At 64.3% G+C, this 14653-nt stretch carries 14 protein-coding genes and 1 tRNA gene; 7 read left to right on the forward strand and 8 right to left on the reverse strand.

Annotated elements, in window-relative coordinates:
- Window positions 1–306: 306 nt before the first annotated feature.
- The 7 genes from U5A52_RS03540 to U5A52_RS03570 all read right to left on the reverse strand — a co-directional run bounded on the left by U5A52_RS03540 (window position 307) and on the right by U5A52_RS03570 (window position 8194).
- Window positions 307–1176, reverse strand: a complete 870-nt coding sequence (locus U5A52_RS03540; RefSeq protein ID WP_321933958.1) for an alpha/beta fold hydrolase — start codon at window positions 1174–1176, stop codon at window positions 307–309.
- Between the two features lie 65 nt (window positions 1177–1241).
- On the reverse strand, window positions 1242–2489 hold the full coding sequence (mhpT, locus tag U5A52_RS03545; protein WP_321933959.1) for a 3-(3-hydroxy-phenyl)propionate transporter MhpT: 1248 nt from the start codon (window positions 2487–2489) through the stop codon (window positions 1242–1244).
- Window positions 2490–2584: 95 nt separating this feature from the next.
- Window positions 2585–3610, reverse strand: coding sequence for a 4-hydroxy-2-oxovalerate aldolase (gene dmpG, locus U5A52_RS03550; protein WP_321914403.1), 1026 nt, complete (start codon window positions 3608–3610; stop codon window positions 2585–2587).
- A gap of 4 nt (window positions 3611–3614) precedes the next feature.
- Window positions 3615–4565 (reverse strand): acetaldehyde dehydrogenase (acetylating), encoded by a 951-nt coding sequence (locus U5A52_RS03555; protein WP_321914404.1) that lies wholly within the window; start codon window positions 4563–4565, stop codon window positions 3615–3617.
- Between the two features lie 13 nt (window positions 4566–4578).
- Window positions 4579–5367: a 2-keto-4-pentenoate hydratase gene (mhpD, locus tag U5A52_RS03560; protein ID WP_321933960.1), complete on the reverse strand. Its 789-nt coding sequence runs from the start codon at window positions 5365–5367 to the stop codon at window positions 4579–4581.
- Between the two features lie 29 nt (window positions 5368–5396).
- A complete protein-coding gene (locus tag U5A52_RS03565) occupies window positions 5397–6341 on the reverse strand; it encodes a 3-carboxyethylcatechol 2,3-dioxygenase (RefSeq protein WP_321933961.1) in 945 nt (314 codons plus the stop codon).
- A gap of 2 nt (window positions 6342–6343) precedes the next feature.
- Complete coding sequence (locus U5A52_RS03570; protein WP_321914407.1) at window positions 6344–8194, reverse strand: bifunctional 3-(3-hydroxy-phenyl)propionate/3-hydroxycinnamic acid hydroxylase; 1851 nt, start codon at window positions 8192–8194, stop codon at window positions 6344–6346.
- A 192-nt stretch (window positions 8195–8386) separates the two neighbouring features.
- On the opposite strand from U5A52_RS03570, the gene U5A52_RS03575 reads away from it, so the two are divergent.
- Complete coding sequence (locus tag U5A52_RS03575; protein WP_321914408.1) at window positions 8387–9190, forward strand: DNA-binding transcriptional regulator; 804 nt, start codon at window positions 8387–8389, stop codon at window positions 9188–9190.
- Here U5A52_RS03575 and hcaR read toward each other — a convergent pair.
- Entirely contained in the window at window positions 9187–10065 is an 879-nt protein-coding gene (hcaR, locus tag U5A52_RS03580; protein ID WP_321933962.1) for a DNA-binding transcriptional regulator HcaR, read from the reverse strand. The genes U5A52_RS03575 and hcaR overlap by 4 nt on opposite strands.
- A gap of 123 nt (window positions 10066–10188) precedes the next feature.
- Here hcaR and hcaE point away from each other — a divergent pair, with 123 nt between their 5' ends.
- The 6 genes from hcaE (at window position 10189) to U5A52_RS03610 (ending at window position 14648) form a co-directional block, all read left to right on the forward strand.
- Complete coding sequence (hcaE, locus tag U5A52_RS03585; protein ID WP_321933963.1) at window positions 10189–11544, forward strand: 3-phenylpropionate/cinnamic acid dioxygenase subunit alpha; 1356 nt, start codon at window positions 10189–10191, stop codon at window positions 11542–11544.
- The gene (gene hcaF, locus U5A52_RS03590) at window positions 11541–12095 is read left to right on the forward strand and encodes a 3-phenylpropionate/cinnamic acid dioxygenase subunit beta (RefSeq protein ID WP_321933964.1); all 555 of its coding nucleotides are present in this window, start codon (window positions 11541–11543) and stop codon (window positions 12093–12095) included. Before hcaE ends, hcaF begins: the two co-directional genes overlap by 4 nt.
- Window positions 12096–12097: 2 nt before the next feature.
- Window positions 12098–12418, forward strand: a complete 321-nt coding sequence (gene hcaC, locus U5A52_RS03595) for a 3-phenylpropionate/cinnamic acid dioxygenase ferredoxin subunit (RefSeq protein ID WP_321914412.1) — start codon at window positions 12098–12100, stop codon at window positions 12416–12418.
- Entirely contained in the window at window positions 12418–13233 is an 816-nt protein-coding gene (gene hcaB, locus U5A52_RS03600) for a 3-phenylpropionate-dihydrodiol/cinnamic acid-dihydrodiol dehydrogenase (RefSeq protein ID WP_321933965.1), read from the forward strand. Before hcaC ends, hcaB begins: the two co-directional genes overlap by 1 nt.
- 12 nt (window positions 13234–13245) lie before the next feature.
- Entirely contained in the window at window positions 13246–14472 is a 1227-nt protein-coding gene (hcaD, locus tag U5A52_RS03605) for a 3-phenylpropionate/cinnamic acid dioxygenase ferredoxin--NAD(+) reductase subunit (RefSeq protein WP_321933966.1), read from the forward strand.
- 99 nt (window positions 14473–14571) lie between these two features.
- A tRNA-Val gene (locus U5A52_RS03610) sits at window positions 14572–14648 on the forward strand.
- The last annotated feature ends 5 nt before the right edge of the window (window positions 14649–14653 follow it).

The raw sequence follows: 14653 nt of genomic DNA on the forward strand, positions 1-14653 counted from the left end.
TCCTTGTTATATGCCGGGTATACCCGACAGTTTTTAAGTCGCGGAAAGTATATGTAAGTTGTGTTACATGATTGTTAAGATGTTGTGAGCGCAACAGATCGACGTTGGCTTCGATGCCCCTCCGGCAAATTGAGGCTCGACGAGAAAGGAAAAGACCTTCGGCTACGTGCGGCATGCTGTCAAAGACACAACCGCGCTGGAATGGCTCCTCACGGGAGGTCTGAGCCCCCCAATAAAAACGGCGCACCATGAGGTGTGCCGCTTCGTTGCTGCAACTGCTTACGCGTGCTTCAGTGCTTCAGTGCTTCAGTGCTTCAAAAAGTCGATCACCATGCGGTTGAACGCTTCAGCGTGCTCCCACTGCGCCCAGTGGCCACAACGGTTGAACACGTGCAGTTGCGCGTTCTGCATGCCGGCCAGCAGCCGCAGGCCGATATCCATCGGCACGAAGCGGTCGTCGCGGCCCCAGATCACGAGCGTGGGCGCGGCGATTTCGCCAAGGCGCGCGCCGTAGTCGCTGAACTGTTTCGGGAACGCGGTGAGACTCTTCACGAAGTTTTCCAGGTGGTCGCGGCGCGCGAGCATGTTGTCGAGCCGCGTTTGCATCAGCTCGTCGGTGAGCGCGCTCGCGTCGTACACGAACACGTTCATCATGCGCTTGAGGTTCTCGATGGTCGGATCGCGATAGAGACCCTGCAGCAGCTTGATGCCTTCGGTCGGCATGGGCACGAAGTTGCTCGGGCCGCCGGTGCCGCCGCCCATCAGCACGAGCTTGCCCACGCGTTGCGGGTTCGCCAGCGCGAAGGCAACGGCGCTGTGACCACCCATCGAATTGCCGAGAATATGCACGCGCTCGATGTCGAGCACGTCGAGCAGCCCCTTGAGCACGCGGCCGTTCAGGTCCGAGCGCGAGCTCGTGCAAACGATCGGGTCGCTCTTGCTCCAGCCCGGGCAGTCCATCAGGATCACGCGGTAGCCGGCCGCGACGAGCGGCTCGACGTTGCGGTTGAAGTTGGCCCAGCCGCTCGCGCCCGGACCCGAGCCGTGCAGCATCACAACGGTTTCTGCGCCAACGCCTGCGTCGTTGTAGTGAATCTGGAACTCGACCTCGCCGTCCTTCACGCGGGCGAACTGGCTCGTCGAGGCTTCGGTGATTGCTTGTGCCGTACCAGTCATGATGACCATCCTTTAAAACGTGATAACCCATGCCGGAGAAAGCGTATGCCTTCTCCCCTTCAAATTCATGCGCCCTGAGCGCCCAATGCGCCGCGCTGCCTGAATGCGCCCACCACGCTCAGCGCGGCAAGCGCCGCGATCACAACGAGCGGAATGCTCGAGCCCACCAGCATCGACGGGCTCTGACCGAGTGCGAACAACTGGCCCGCCACGAGTGGCCCGAGAATCGAACCGAGACGTCCCACGGCCACGGCTGCGCCCACGCCCGTGCCGCGCACTTCCGTGGGATAGGCATGGCCTGCGAGTGCGTAAAGCACCGACTGGCCACCCACGATAAAGAAGCCGCACAGCAGGCCGCCCACGGCCGTCGAGCCTGCACCGCCCGCGCCCGCGAGCACGGTGAGCGCCACCACAACGCCGATGTACATGCCGATCACCGTGCCGCGGCGGCCGAAGCGATCCATGATCGTTGCGATCGCAACAGCGCCAATACCGCCGCCGATGTTGAACAGCATCAGCACGAGGTTCGACTGCACGCGCGTGAGGCCGCGCGCCAGCACCATCGAGGGCAGCCAGTTCATCAGGAAGTACAGCACGATCAGCGTGCCGAGGTAGCTGATCCACAGCGCGATGGTCGTACGTGCGCGGCCCTCGCGCCACAGCGCTTGCGCCACGCTCGGCGCACCTTCCTTCACCATCTTCGAAGCCTGCGTAGCCACGAATTGCTGCGACTCGCGCAGGAATGCGCCGAGCAACGGCACCATCACGATCGGACCGAGGCCGCCAACGTAGAACACGTGGCGCCAACTCGCGTCCCCCGTGCCGAGCATGCCGATCACGGCGGCGATCGCCGCGCCGAACGGCATGCCGCAGTACATCGCGCCCACCGCCGTGCTGCGCTGCTGCTCACCCGCTGCCTCCGAGCACAGGGCGATCAGGTTCGGCATGGCCGCACCGAGACCGAGACCCGTGAGCAGACGCGCGACCAGCAGGCTTTCGAAATTCCACACCATGGTCGTGGCGAGCGAGAACAGCCCGAACAATGTGACCGACCACATGAGCACGCGCTTGCGGCCGAAGCGGTCGGCAAGCCGCCCGCCCAGCGCCGCGCCCGGCAAGAGGCCAATCGCACCCGCGCTGAACGCCCAGCCCATTTGCGCCACGGCGAGATGAAACTCCTTCGCCATGCGCGGTCCCGCGACACCCGCCGATTGCAGGTCCAGCCCTTCGAGCAGCGCAACCGCCAAACACAGGGCAATGGTTGCCTTGCTGCTCGTTGCACTTCCTCCAGCAATACTGTTTCGCGACGTCATAAAAAGTCTCCGTATGTATAAGCAAGCCACTCTTTCCGGCGGCTATATGTGGCAACGCCGCAGATCACCCGAAAGGCGATGCGCGGCGCGCTTGATCAGGACTGCAATGCTTCCTGGCGCTTCTTCAGATCGAGCGCCACGTCGACGATCATGTCCTCCTGGCCGCCCACCATCCGGCGCTTGCCCAGTTCGACGAGAATGTCGACCGTCTTCAGGCCGTACTTCTTCGCGGCCACTTCCGAGTGGCGCAGGAAGCTCGAATACACCCCCGCATAGCCGAGCGCGAGCGTTTCGCGGTCTACGCGGACCGGGCGGTCCTGCAGCGGGCGCACGATGTCGTCGGCGGCATCCATCAACGTGTAGAGATCGGTGCCGTGATTCCACCCCATGCGTTCCGCCGCGCCGATAAACACTTCGAGCGGCGCATTGCCCGCGCCCGCACCCATGCCCGCAAGCGATGCATCGATGCGGTCGCAACCTTCTTCCACGGCCACGATCGAGTTCGCCACACCCAGCGAGAGGTTGTGGTGCGCGTGCATGCCCGTTTGCGTTTCGGGTTTCAAAACGGCCTTCACTGCGCGAAAGCGGTCACGCACGTCATTCATCGTGAGTGCGCCGCCCGAATCGACCACGTAAATGCAGGTCGCGCCGTAGCTTTCCATTTTCTTCGCTTCGACAGCGAGGTTTTCCGGCGTGGTCATGTGGCTCATCATCAGGAAGCCCACCGTGTCCATGCCCAGCTCGCGCGCGTATTCGATGTGCTGCTTCGAAATGTCGGCTTCCGTGCAATGCGTGGCAACGCGCACCACGCGCGCGCCCGCGTTGTACGCGGCCGTCAGGTCGTGAATCGTGCCGATGCCGGGCAAGAGCAGCGTCGCGATCCTGGCGTGCGTGACGACGTCGGCCACGGCCTCGATCCACTCGAGGTCGCTGTGCGCGCCGAAGCCGTAGTTGAAGCTCGATCCTTGCAGGCCGTCGCCGTGTGCGACTTCAATGCTGTCCACTTTCGCCTTGTCCAGCGCGCGAGCGATATCCTGCACGTTCTGGATCGAGTACTGGTGGCGGATTGCATGGCTGCCGTCGCGCAGCGTCACGTCGGAGATATAGAGTTTCTTGCTCATCGCTTTACGCTCCTTGTACGCTCAAGAGCGTTTGCGCCATGCGTTCGGCGGTGGCCAGCGCGGCGGAAGTCATGATGTCGAGATTGCCAGCGTAAGCGGGCAGATAATGCGCGGCGCCTTCCACTTCGAGAAACACCGAGGTCTTCAGGCCGCTGAACTTGCCAAGGCCCGGAATGTTGAGCGGCGCGCTCGCGGGAATCTCGTCGAACTGCACCTTTTGCTTCAGGCGATAGCCCGGCACGTAGGCGTGCACCTTCGCGGCCATCTCTTCGATGGATTGCTCGACCTTCTCGCGGTCGGCCATTTCGGAAAGCGTATACACCGTGTCGCGCATCATGACCGGCGGCTCGGCCGGATTCAGCACGATGATGGCCTTGCCCTTCGCGGCGCCGCCCACCACTTCAATCGCTCTCGAAGTCGTTTCGGTGAACTCGTCGATGTTGGCGCGCGTACCGGGGCCAGCCGACTTGCTGCTGATCGAAGCGACGATCTCCGCGTAGTGGACCTTCGCAACACGCGACACAGCGGCGACCATCGGAATCGTGGCCTGGCCGCCGCACGTGACCATGTTGACGTTGAGCGCTTCGATATGCGCATCGATGTTCACGACCGGCACGCAGTACGGGCCAATCGCGGCAGGCGTGAGGTCGATCACGCGGATCGACGGCTTCAACGTGCGCAGCAGCGCGTCGTTCTTCACGTGTGCGCCAGCGGAGGTCGCGTCGAACACGAAGTCGATGTCGTTGAACACCGGCAGGCGCGTGAGGCCGACCACCCCTTCGTGCGTGGTGGCCACGCCCAGACGCGCCGCGCGTGCGAGGCCATCGGAGTTCGGGTCGATGCCGACCATCGCCGCCATCTCCAGATGCTGGCTGTTGCGCATGATCTTGATCATCAGATCCGTGCCGATGTTGCCGGAGCCGATGATCGCGGCCTTGAGTTTTTCGGAAGCCATATGAATTCCTGTATCAGGCGGAGAAAGTCGCGCGAACGCTGCCGAGGCCTTCGATCTGCGCGGTATAGGTGCCGGGTTCCTTCACGGCGACCATGGGCCCAAGCGCACCCGTGAGCACCACGTCGCCCGCACGCAGCGGCGTGCCGAGTTGAACCATGCGGTCTGCGAGCCACACGGCGGCGTTGAGCGGATTGCCGAGACACGCGGCGCCGTTGCCGCGCGAGAGCACAACGCCCTCGCGCGAAAGCTCCATCGCGCAAGCGGTCAGGTCGATCTGCGAGAGCGGCACCGGGCGGCTGCCCACCACGAAGCGCGCGCTCGAAGCGTTGTCGGCCACCGTATCGACGAAGCGGATGTCCCAGTTCTGGATGCGGCTGTCCACCACTTCGATAGCCGCCAGCGCATAGGCGCTCGCGCGCAGGATATCGACGAAGGTGTGCTTCTCGAACGTGAGGTCGTGCTCCAGCACGAGCGCGATTTCCGCTTCCACCTTCGGCTGGATCAGTTGCGAGAGGGGAATGGCTTCGGCGTCGCCGTAAGCCATCGACGCGAACAGCGCGCCGAAGTCGGGCTGATCCACGCCCAGTTGCTTTTGCACCGCAAGCGACGTGAGGCCGATCTTGCGGCCCACAATGCGCTCGCCGGCCGCCACGCGCAGGTCGACGTTGGCTTGCTGAACGGCGTAAGCGGTGGCGACGTCGTCGATAGCGATCTCGCCGCGCACCGGCTCGATCACGTTGCGCGACGTTTCCGCCTCGCGCAGGCGCGCAGCGAGTGCCGCGACGAGTTTCGAATCTGACATGTTGATTCTCCGGAGTCCGTATTGATCGATCAGGCCGCGTCGGGCGTGGCGTGCATGGTGGCAAAGCCCGCGATCCACTCGGGAATTTCGCGGTAATAGTCGAGCGTCGCACGATATGGGCCATAGGCGGCCAACGCCCCGAACGCCGCAACCCACGTGCGGATTTCATGGGCCGACTTGCCGCCATCACGCGTAATGGCCGCGTTCGTCATGCCGTCCACGGACGTCAACTCGCCCGATTCAAGGCGCGCGAGGAACGCGCGGTCCCATTCGGGGTTCAGAGGATGCAAATGGCTGTCGCCCGCGGTGAACGACTTCGCCGCGGCCACGGTGCGCGCCTGGCGCGCGGCACGCGAGTCGGCCGTCGGGTTGCGGCCCGCGATCAAACGTTCTGCCACTTCGGGCGTCGCGCCGCACAGTTCCGGCACCGGCGGCTCATGCGAAATGCCGCCCGAGCCCACCACGAGCACGCGCTTGTCGCCGCGCGAGAAGAAGCGGCCAATCGCGTCGCCGAGCAAACGCGCGCGGCGCAGCGGCGCCATGGGCGGCGCCACGGAATTGATGAACACGGGAATGACCGGGTAGCGATCCAGGCCGCCGGTGAGCACTTCCAGCGCCTGCGCGCAGCCGTGATCGACCTGCATACGGTACGAAAGCGCTACGTCGATATCGGCTTCGAGCACGTTTTCGGCGAGCTTGTGCGCGAGGTCTTCGGGCACCGGGAGCGTACCGGCCATGCTCTTGAAGTCGCCAATGGCCTCGGCACGCGCGCCGATGCAGAACGGCGGCATCACGTCATAGAAGAAGCCGTTGTAGTGGTCGGGTGCGAACGCAACGATCAGGTCGGGGTTGAACGCTTCCACGCGTTCGCGCGCGGCGCGGCCTACGCGTTCGACCTCCTCCACCACTTCGGGCAGCGGATCGAAATAGCCGTGCAACGGCGTGTGCGAAAGACATTCGAGGTGAATCGGCATGCTCATGCTCCTGCTGTGCGCGCTACGGCTACGCCGCGCACGGGACGGTTTTGCGGGGCAGCGGCGCTCGCCTCATGAAAGGCGGCTTCGGTCATGCCGAGCTTGCCCGCGAGTTCGACGATCGAGTCCGATACCTGTTGCGGTGTGCACACGCCCGCAACGAAGCGGTCCGGACGCAGCAGCACCACAGACTCGGGCAGGCGGCTGAACCACTCCTTCAGGCGGCCCTGCACGTCGCCGAGCGCAAGCACACCCTCGGGCACGTCGTCGGCGTATTCGAGCTGCACGTCGGGCTTCGCGAAGATAAAGCGCGCACCCAGTCGCTCCCACAGCGCGCGAGCCTGCGGCGTAAGGCCGAAAGTCGGGTCCGCGCCCCAGGCGAGCACCGCAAAGCCGTTGCCGATCGCGTCGTCGAGGCGCACCACGCGGCCATCGGCAAGACGCACGCGCGGCTGAATGAACATGCGGCCCACGGGCGATGCCGCGAGCGGATCGCGACCATACGCGAGACGGCCGATCAGCGAGTCGCGCTTCTGGCTCATCAAGCCGAGCAGGCGGCCCGGCGCCGAGTTGCCCGAGCGCTCCAGCAGGCTTGCGAGCCAGCCACCCGTTTTCTGCGGCGGCGGCAGCAGCACGACGCCCGCTTCATAGCGCGGCATCGGCTTGAAGCGCATTTCCACGAAGTAGCGCTTGACCGAGGGGAATACATTCATCCAGCGCACGAACGTGTCGCGAAAGCGCGCGCCAAAGCGCGTGGTGGGCGCGAAGATATCGCCCGCCACTTCGGAGAGGTGGATCATCGAGCGCGCATGCGCACGGCGCTCCACCGTATAGCTGTCGAGCAGGCGGCCGTCGGCCTGGCCCTTCGCGACCATCGCGAGCTTCCAGCCCAGGTTGTTCGCGTCGCGAATGCCGCTGTTGTATCCCTGCCCCTGCCACACGGGCATGATGTGCGCAGCGTCGCCAGCGAGCAAAACGCGGTCCACGCGGAACGTTTCGGCCAGGCGCGCGTTGTGCGTGTACACGCGCTTGCGGATGTAGTCGACCTTGTCGGGGTCGGCCACCACCTTGCGGATCAGCGCGGCCATGTTCTCGGGCTTCGAGAGTTCTTCTTCCGTCTCGCCCGGCATCACCATGAATTCGAAGCGGCGAATGCCGTGCGGCAGCGCAGCCGACACATACGGGCGCTGATGATCGCAATGCATGTAGATATGCGGCGAGCCGATCGGATCGTTGCGCACGTCCACCACGATCCATTGATTCGGCTTCGTGCGGCCTTCGAAGGGTACATTGAGCGCGCGGCGCACGAAGCTGTTGCCGCCGTCCGCGCCCACGAGGTACGCCGCGCGGATCGAGCGGCGCTCGCCGTTCGCATCGCTCACGTCGATCGTCACGCCCTGCGTGTCTTGTTCGAATGCGTTGACGGCGTGGCCGAACAACACGTTCACATGCTCGAAGCGCGCGAGCCCTTCATAGAGCACGCGGTCTGCGAGTGGCTGAATGAACGCGTTGCGGCGCGGCCAGCCGAACTCGTCGGTGCGCGGTTCGATCGAGGCGAAGCAATGGCCGTCCTTCGTGACGAAGCGCATCCAGTGGTCGGGCGTAGTGTGCGGCAGCAGCGCGTCGGCCAGGCCGATCGACTGGAACACGCGCAATGCTTCGTCGTCCAGACCAATCGCGCGCGGGTAGTCGATGATCTGGTCGAGCTTCTCGACGAGCGTGACACGCACGCCTTGCAGGCCGAGAATGTTGGCGATCATGAGGCCGACCGGACCCGCGCCGATGATGGCGACGTCGGTGGCAATCTGGCGAGGGCGGACGGTATCCGCCGCGTGGGCGAGGGGGGTGTTCATGTGTCTCCTTCTCGCGCGGCTTATGGAGCCGCTGCGGATGCTGACAGGGGGTGCCTGAAAACGGATCACCCGGTTGGACGTTTTGTCACAGTCCGGTGAATGGAAGCGAGTCTAGGTTCCGCCCGATGTGCGCTCAACATTTTTAGAGAAATGTGCATAGAATGCACACAGTTGATTTTTAAGGCATTTTCGATGACGAAGTATGCAAACGTGCGGGGTCTGGCGCGCGGCCTGCAGGTGCTCCAGGCGCTCAACGCCATGGAGAACGGGCGCGCCACGAGCCAGCAACTGAGCGAGGCAACCGGTCTGCACCGCACGACAGTGAGGCGCCTGCTGGAAACCCTGGTAGAGGAGAAGTTCGTGCGCCGCAGCGCTTCAGACGACAGCTTTCGTCTGACGATGAACGTGCGCGGCCTGAGCGAAGGCTTCACCGACGACGAGCTGATCGCGACCATCGCGCCGCCGATCATGGCGCAAATGCTCCAGCGCACCGTGTGGCCATCGGACCTCACGACGCCCGATGGCGACTCCATGGTGATCCGCGAGACCACGCACCGCTTCAGCCCGCTGTCGTTTCACCGCGCGATGGTGGGCCGCCGCTTGCCGATCCTGCTCACAGCGGCGGGGCGCGTGTACTTCGCCATGTGCCCCGAGGCGGAGCGCGAAGACATTCTCGAACTATTGCGCGCCGGTGCCGGCGGCGAACAGCAGCAAAAACTCGCCAGCGACAAGGCCTTTATCCGCAATCTCGTGCGCCAGACCCGCGCGGACGGCTTTGGCTCGAACCATGGCGACTGGGCAGACCAGCGCAAGATCGGTGCGCTCGCAACGGCTATCGAGGCGCACGGACGCGTACTCGCGAGCCTGAACGTGATCTACCTGGAACAGGCCATCAATCCGGCCGAGGCGGTGCGGCGCTTCGTGCCCGAGCTGCAGCGCGCCGCGCAGGAAATGGTGACGGCGCTGGAGGCGCAGGAGGAAAACGCAAAGCGCTAAGCCTCGTTCTCGCGCACGAGTTCGAACAATGCTTCGAGTTCCGCTGCATGCGGCTCCTTGCGCGACACCATCAGCAAGTCGATGGTGGGCGGCTCGCCTTCGAGCGGGCGCGTGCAGATCGCGCTGCTCGTGAGCGACGAGACATATGCGGGCAGCAATGCGTACCCCAGCCCCATGCCCACCAGGTTCAGATTGAGCAGAATATTGGTCGCGACCTGAGCCACCTTGCGCTCGATGCCCTGCGCCTCGCAATACGCCTCGACCACGCTGTGCACCTGCCCCGAAAACTGCGGATGCGTGCTGATGAACGGCTCGCCGCTCAATTGCGCCGGCGCGATGCGCTTTTGCTTCGCGAGCGGATGAGCGCTCGGCAGTACCACGACCAGCGGCTCGGTGAGCACGACTTCGCTGCGCAATTCCGGCGAAACAACGGGCCGCCGCATGAACGCCACGTCGATATCGCCGCGCAATAGCGCGTCTTCCTGCTCGGCCGTTGGCAGACTGCGCAACTCGACATTCACGTCGGGAAAGCGCAAGCGCAAACGCGGCAAGATCACCGGGAAAACCCGGATCTCGGCCGCGGGCACGAAACCAATCGTCACCGTCGCGCGCCCCTGCCCCACCTGACGCGCGCGCGCCACCGCGCGATCGGCCTGCGCCACCACGAGCCGCGCCTCGGCGAGAAACACCTTGCCCGCGTCGGTCAATTCCACCTTGCGGCGCGTGCGCTCGAAGAGCGGCGTGCCCACTTCGTCTTCGAGATTGCGAATCTGCTGGCTCAGCGAGGGCTGCGCCGTGTGCAGACGCTGCGCCGCGCGCGTGAAGCTCAGCTCGTCAGCGACGGCAATGAAATAGCGCAGGTGTCTCAGTTCCATGCTCGAGTTATCGTTTCGAAGTCTTAGTGGCAACAAACAAAATATTTCACAAGGGTAAAGCGAGCAACGATCATCCGTCTGCATTCCCACCAAAAAGGCAATGCTGCCACGGAGGAGACTCGCATGTCCGCAATCATCGACATCGATGCACTCGTCGACGCGCAAAATGGCCGCGTCACGTCGTCCATCTATACCGACCCCGACATTTACGCGCTCGAACTCGAGCGCATCTTTGGCCGCTGCTGGCTGTTCCTCGCCCACGTCAGTCAAATACCGAAAGCCGGCGACTTTTTCAATACCTACATGGGCGAAGACCCCATCGTCGTGGTGCGTCAGAAGGACGGCTCGATCAAGGCCTTCCTCAATCAGTGCCGCCATCGCTCGATGCGCGTGAGCCACGCCGATTGCGGCAACACGCGCGCGTTCACGTGCCCGTATCACGGCTGGTCGTACGGCGTGGACGGCGCGCTCATCGACGTGCCGCTCGAACCGCGCGCTTACCCGCAGGGCCTGTGCAAGGAGAAATGGGGCTTGCAGGAAGTCACGCGCGTGGCTGTTTACAAAGGCCTCGTATTCGGCAACTGGGACGCCGGCGCACCCGACCTCGAGACCTATATGGGCGACATCGCCTGGTATCTGGACGGCGTGCTCGACCGGCGCGAAGGCGGCACCGAGATCGTGGGCGGCGTACACAAGTGGGTGATCGACTGCAACTGGAAGTTCCCGGCGGAGCAGTTCGCGAGCGACCAGTATCACGCACTCTTCACGCACGCTTCCGCCATCGAGGTGCTCGGTGCGAAAGAAGGCGCAGCCGACAAGGCGCTAGGCGCGGGACAAACGGCGCGCCCCGTGTGGGAAACCGCCAAAGACGCGCTGCAGTACGGCCAGGCGGGCCACGGTAGCGGCTTTTTCTTCACCGAGCAGCCCGACGCAAACGTATGGGTGGACGGTGAAGTCTCGCAGTACTTCCGCGACACCTACGCCGAAGCCGAAGCGCGCCTCGGCAAGGTTCGCGCGATGCGTCTTGCGGGCCACAACAACATGTTCCCCACGCTTTCGTGGCTCAACGGCACGGCCACGCTGCGCGTGTGGCACCCGCGCGGCCCGAACCAGGTGGAAGTGTGGGCGTTCTGCATTGCCGACAAGGCCGCATCCGATGAGGTGAAGGCCGCTTTCGAGCGCAGCGCGACGCGCGCGTTCGGGCCTGCGGGGTTTCTCGAACAGGACGACTCGGAAAACTGGGCCGAAGTGCAGAAAGTGCTGCGCGGCAGCCGCGCGCGCAAAACGAAGCTCTGCCTCGAAATGGGTCTCGGCAACGAGCGCCTGCGCGAAGACGGCATACCTGGCATGACGAACTACATTTTTTCGGAAACGGCCGCGCGCGGCATGTACCGCCGCTGGGCCGACTTGCTGGCTTCCGAAACGTGGGACGAAGTGAACGAGCGCACCGCGCACTACGAGGCGGAGGTGCTTAAATGAGCGAAATCGCCGAACTTGAACCGGTGTTTTCGGCTGCGCGCGTGGGGCTCGAACTGCATCACGAAATCGAGCAGTTCCTCTTTGACGAAGCCGCGTTGCTCGACGGCTGGCGCTTTCGCGCGTGGCTCGACCTCATGTCGAAAGATGTCCGCTACACCATGCGCACTACGGTCAACGCGCAAACGCGCGACCGTCGGCGTGGCGTGCAGCCGCCCACCACGTGGATCTTCAACGACACGCACTTCCAGCTCGAACGCCGCGTGGCGCGCCTCGAGACCGGCATGGCGTGGGCGGAGGAGCCGCCCTCGCGCACGCGCCATCTCGTGACGAATCTGCGCGTGCTCACCACCAATACGCCTGGCGAATACGAGGCACACGTGAACTACGTCCTCTACCGCTCGCAGAAGGAGCGCGACGAGACGTTCTACGTTGGCCGCCGCATCGACCGCGTGCGCCGCGTGGAAGGCGCCCAAGGCTGGCAGGTGTGCAACCGTGAGATCACGCTCGACCAGGCTGTGCTCACTTCCCATAACCTGAGTGTGCTTTTCTGATCATGGCCCGTATTTTTGTTTGCCAGGACGAAGCGTTGTCCGATGGCGAAGCGATCAAGGTGGACGGCCCGTCCACCGCGATCGCCGTATTCAAGGTGAATGGCGAGCTGTTCGCGCTGAACGACCGCTGCTCGCACGGCAACGCTTCGATGTCCGAAGGGTATATCGAAGACGACGGCACGGTCGAATGTCCGTTGCATGCCGCGCGCTTTTGCTTGAAGACCGGCGCGGCGCTGTGTCAGCCCGCGACCGAACCGCTCAAAACCTTTCCTGTCACGCGCGTTGATGGCGAAGTTTTCGTCGACGTTCCGGAGGCCGCCTGATGAACTGGCTCGAAAACGAAGTAGCGTTGATCACGGGTGGCGGGTCGGGACTCGGGCTCGCACTCGTCGAACGCTTTCTCGAAGAAGGCGCACGCGTGGCCGTGCTCGAACGCTCGGCGGAGAAGGTCGCGGCGCTGCGCGAACGCTTCGGCGCGCAGCGCGTGGTTGCCGTGCAGGGCGACGTCACCTCATACGCCGACAACGAGCGGGCCGTGAACGCCGCCGTCGAAACCTTCGGCAAGCTCGATACCTTCATCGGCAACGCGGCGATCTGGGATCACGCTTCGAGCCTCGTCGATCTCTCGCCGGCGCAACTCGACAGCGGCTACGAAGAGCTTTTCTCGATCAACGTGAAAGGCTATCTGCTCGGCGCGAAAGCGGCCGCGCGCGCGCTCATTGCGAGTGAAGGCAGCATGATCTTCACGCTCTCGAATTCGTCGTTCTATCCGGGCGGCGGCGGTCCCTTGTACACGGCGAGCAAGCATGCGGCCGTGGGCATCATCCGCCAGCTCGCCTATGAACTTGCGCCCAAGGTGCGCGTGAATGGCGTCGGCCCTTGCGGCATGGCGAGCGATTTGCGCGGTCCCGTTTCGCTCGGCCAGCAGGACCTGCGCATCATGGACTCGCGTTCGCCCGAAGCGATTGCGAGCATCTTGCCGCTACAGTTCTTTCCGCAGCCTGCCGATTTCACGGGTCCCTATGTGATGCTCGCCTCGCGCGCAAACAATCGCGTGCTGAGCGGCGTGATGATCAACGCGGACGCCGGCCTCGGCATTCGCGGCATTCGCCACGCGGCGGGCGGACTGCACCTCTAACGGGAACGCATCATGAACGCAACGACCATCGTCATCGTCGGCGCGGGCCAGGCGGGCGCGCTCGCCGCCGCCGAACTGCGCCAGCAAGGCTACGCGGGCCGCGTCGTACTGATCGGCGAGGAAGCGCACGCGCCCTATGAGCGGCCGCCGCTTTCGAAAGACGTGCTGCTGCAGCCGCAAACCGCGCGCTGCGCGATTCACGGCGAGGGCTACTACGCGGAGCACAACATCGCGTTGAAGCTCGGCGTGGCGGTAACCGCGCTCGATGCGCAGGCGCGCATCGTGACGCTCGCAAATGGAGAATCGATCGCCTTCGACGAACTGCTGCTCGCCACGGGCGCGCGCGTGCGCCGGTTGCCGATGCTCGATGCGCTTGGCGAGAGCGTCTACACGCTGCGCACGCTAGAGGACGCGCAACGCCTTCTACCCGTGCTGCAAAAGGGTAAGCGCGTGCTGCTGGTGGGCGCAGGCGTGATCGGCCTCGAACTCGCTTCGAGCGCGATCGATCTCGGCGCGCAAGTCACGGTGATCGAGCAGGCGCCGCGCGCGATGGCGCGTTGCGCTCCACCGCTGCTCACCGACCACCTGTGCGATGTGCATCGTGCGCGCGGCGTGACGCTGCATCTGGGCTCGCCACTCTCGTCGGCGGCACGCGAGAACAACGACATCGTGCTCACGCTCGAAGACGGCACGCGCATAAGCGGCGACGCGGTGATCTACGGCATCGGCGTCGAGCCCGAAACCACGCTTGCACAGGCGGCGGGGCTGCACGTGAGCAACGGCATCGTGATCGACGCGCAGTGCCGCACTTCGCACCCGCATATCTACGCAGCCGGCGACGCCGCCAGCCAGTGGGACGCGGCAAGCGGGCGCCATCAACGCCGCGAAACGTGGGAGAACGCGAACCGCCAGGCGCAAACGGCGGCGCGCGCGATGCTCGGCCTCGCGCCCGAGACACATGAAGCCGCCTGGTTCTGGAGCGATCAATGCGGCCTGAACATCCAGTTCACCGGCGACATGGCCGCGCCTGAATGGCTCGCGCGCGGCACACTGGAGGCACCGCCTTGCGTGCTGTTCGGTCTCGACGGCGAAGGCGCACTGGTCGGCGCGATTACGGTGAACCAGGGCCGCGACATGCGCAGCGCCAAGGCGTTGATCGGCAAACGCGCGCGTATTGCCCGCGAATTGCTCGCCGATCCCGCGCAGAACCTGCGCAATCTGGCGCGCGAGTTTGCATAAGGGTTCGAGCAGCAGCGTGCCCCAGAACACGCCGTTTCACCCGATTCGAGAAAAGCGCTTGCAAGCGCGCGCGAGTGTCTCTATAATTCGCGCCTCGACAGGCTCGTAGCTCAGTTGGTTAGAGCACCACCTTGACATGGTGGGGGTCGTTGGTTCGAATCCAATCGAGCCTACCAACGAA

The sequence above is a fragment of the Paraburkholderia sp. J8-2 genome, from assembly GCF_905220195.1.
Lineage (GTDB): Bacteria > Pseudomonadota > Gammaproteobacteria > Burkholderiales > Burkholderiaceae > Paraburkholderia.

What these genes read in the sequence shown, in the direction of transcription:
- hcaR (WP_321933962.1), bottom strand. Translation starts at nt 10,065, where the DNA reads ATGGAACTGAGACACCTGCGCTATTTCATTGCCGTCGCTGACGAGCTG.
- U5A52_RS03565 (WP_321933961.1), bottom strand. Translation starts at nt 6,341, where the DNA reads ATGCCGATTCACCTCGAATGTCTTTCGCACACGCCGTTGCACGGCTAT.
- dmpG (WP_321914403.1), bottom strand. Translation starts at nt 3,610, where the DNA reads ATGAGCAAGAAACTCTATATCTCCGACGTGACGCTGCGCGACGGCAGC.
- hcaF (WP_321933964.1), top strand. Translation starts at nt 11,541, where the DNA reads ATGAGCGAAATCGCCGAACTTGAACCGGTGTTTTCGGCTGCGCGCGTG.
- U5A52_RS03570 (WP_321914407.1), bottom strand. Translation starts at nt 8,194, where the DNA reads ATGAACACCCCCCTCGCCCACGCGGCGGATACCGTCCGCCCTCGCCAG.
- hcaD (WP_321933966.1), top strand. Translation starts at nt 13,246, where the DNA reads ATGAACGCAACGACCATCGTCATCGTCGGCGCGGGCCAGGCGGGCGCG.
- U5A52_RS03555 (WP_321914404.1), bottom strand. Translation starts at nt 4,565, where the DNA reads ATGGCTTCCGAAAAACTCAAGGCCGCGATCATCGGCTCCGGCAACATC.
- hcaB (WP_321933965.1), top strand. Translation starts at nt 12,418, where the DNA reads ATGAACTGGCTCGAAAACGAAGTAGCGTTGATCACGGGTGGCGGGTCG.
- hcaC (WP_321914412.1), top strand. Translation starts at nt 12,098, where the DNA reads ATGGCCCGTATTTTTGTTTGCCAGGACGAAGCGTTGTCCGATGGCGAA.
- hcaE (WP_321933963.1), top strand. Translation starts at nt 10,189, where the DNA reads ATGTCCGCAATCATCGACATCGATGCACTCGTCGACGCGCAAAATGGC.
- mhpD (WP_321933960.1), bottom strand. Translation starts at nt 5,367, where the DNA reads ATGTCAGATTCGAAACTCGTCGCGGCACTCGCTGCGCGCCTGCGCGAG.
- U5A52_RS03540 (WP_321933958.1), bottom strand. Translation starts at nt 1,176, where the DNA reads ATGACTGGTACGGCACAAGCAATCACCGAAGCCTCGACGAGCCAGTTC.
- U5A52_RS03575 (WP_321914408.1), top strand. Translation starts at nt 8,387, where the DNA reads ATGACGAAGTATGCAAACGTGCGGGGTCTGGCGCGCGGCCTGCAGGTG.
- mhpT (WP_321933959.1), bottom strand. Translation starts at nt 2,489, where the DNA reads ATGACGTCGCGAAACAGTATTGCTGGAGGAAGTGCAACGAGCAGCAAG.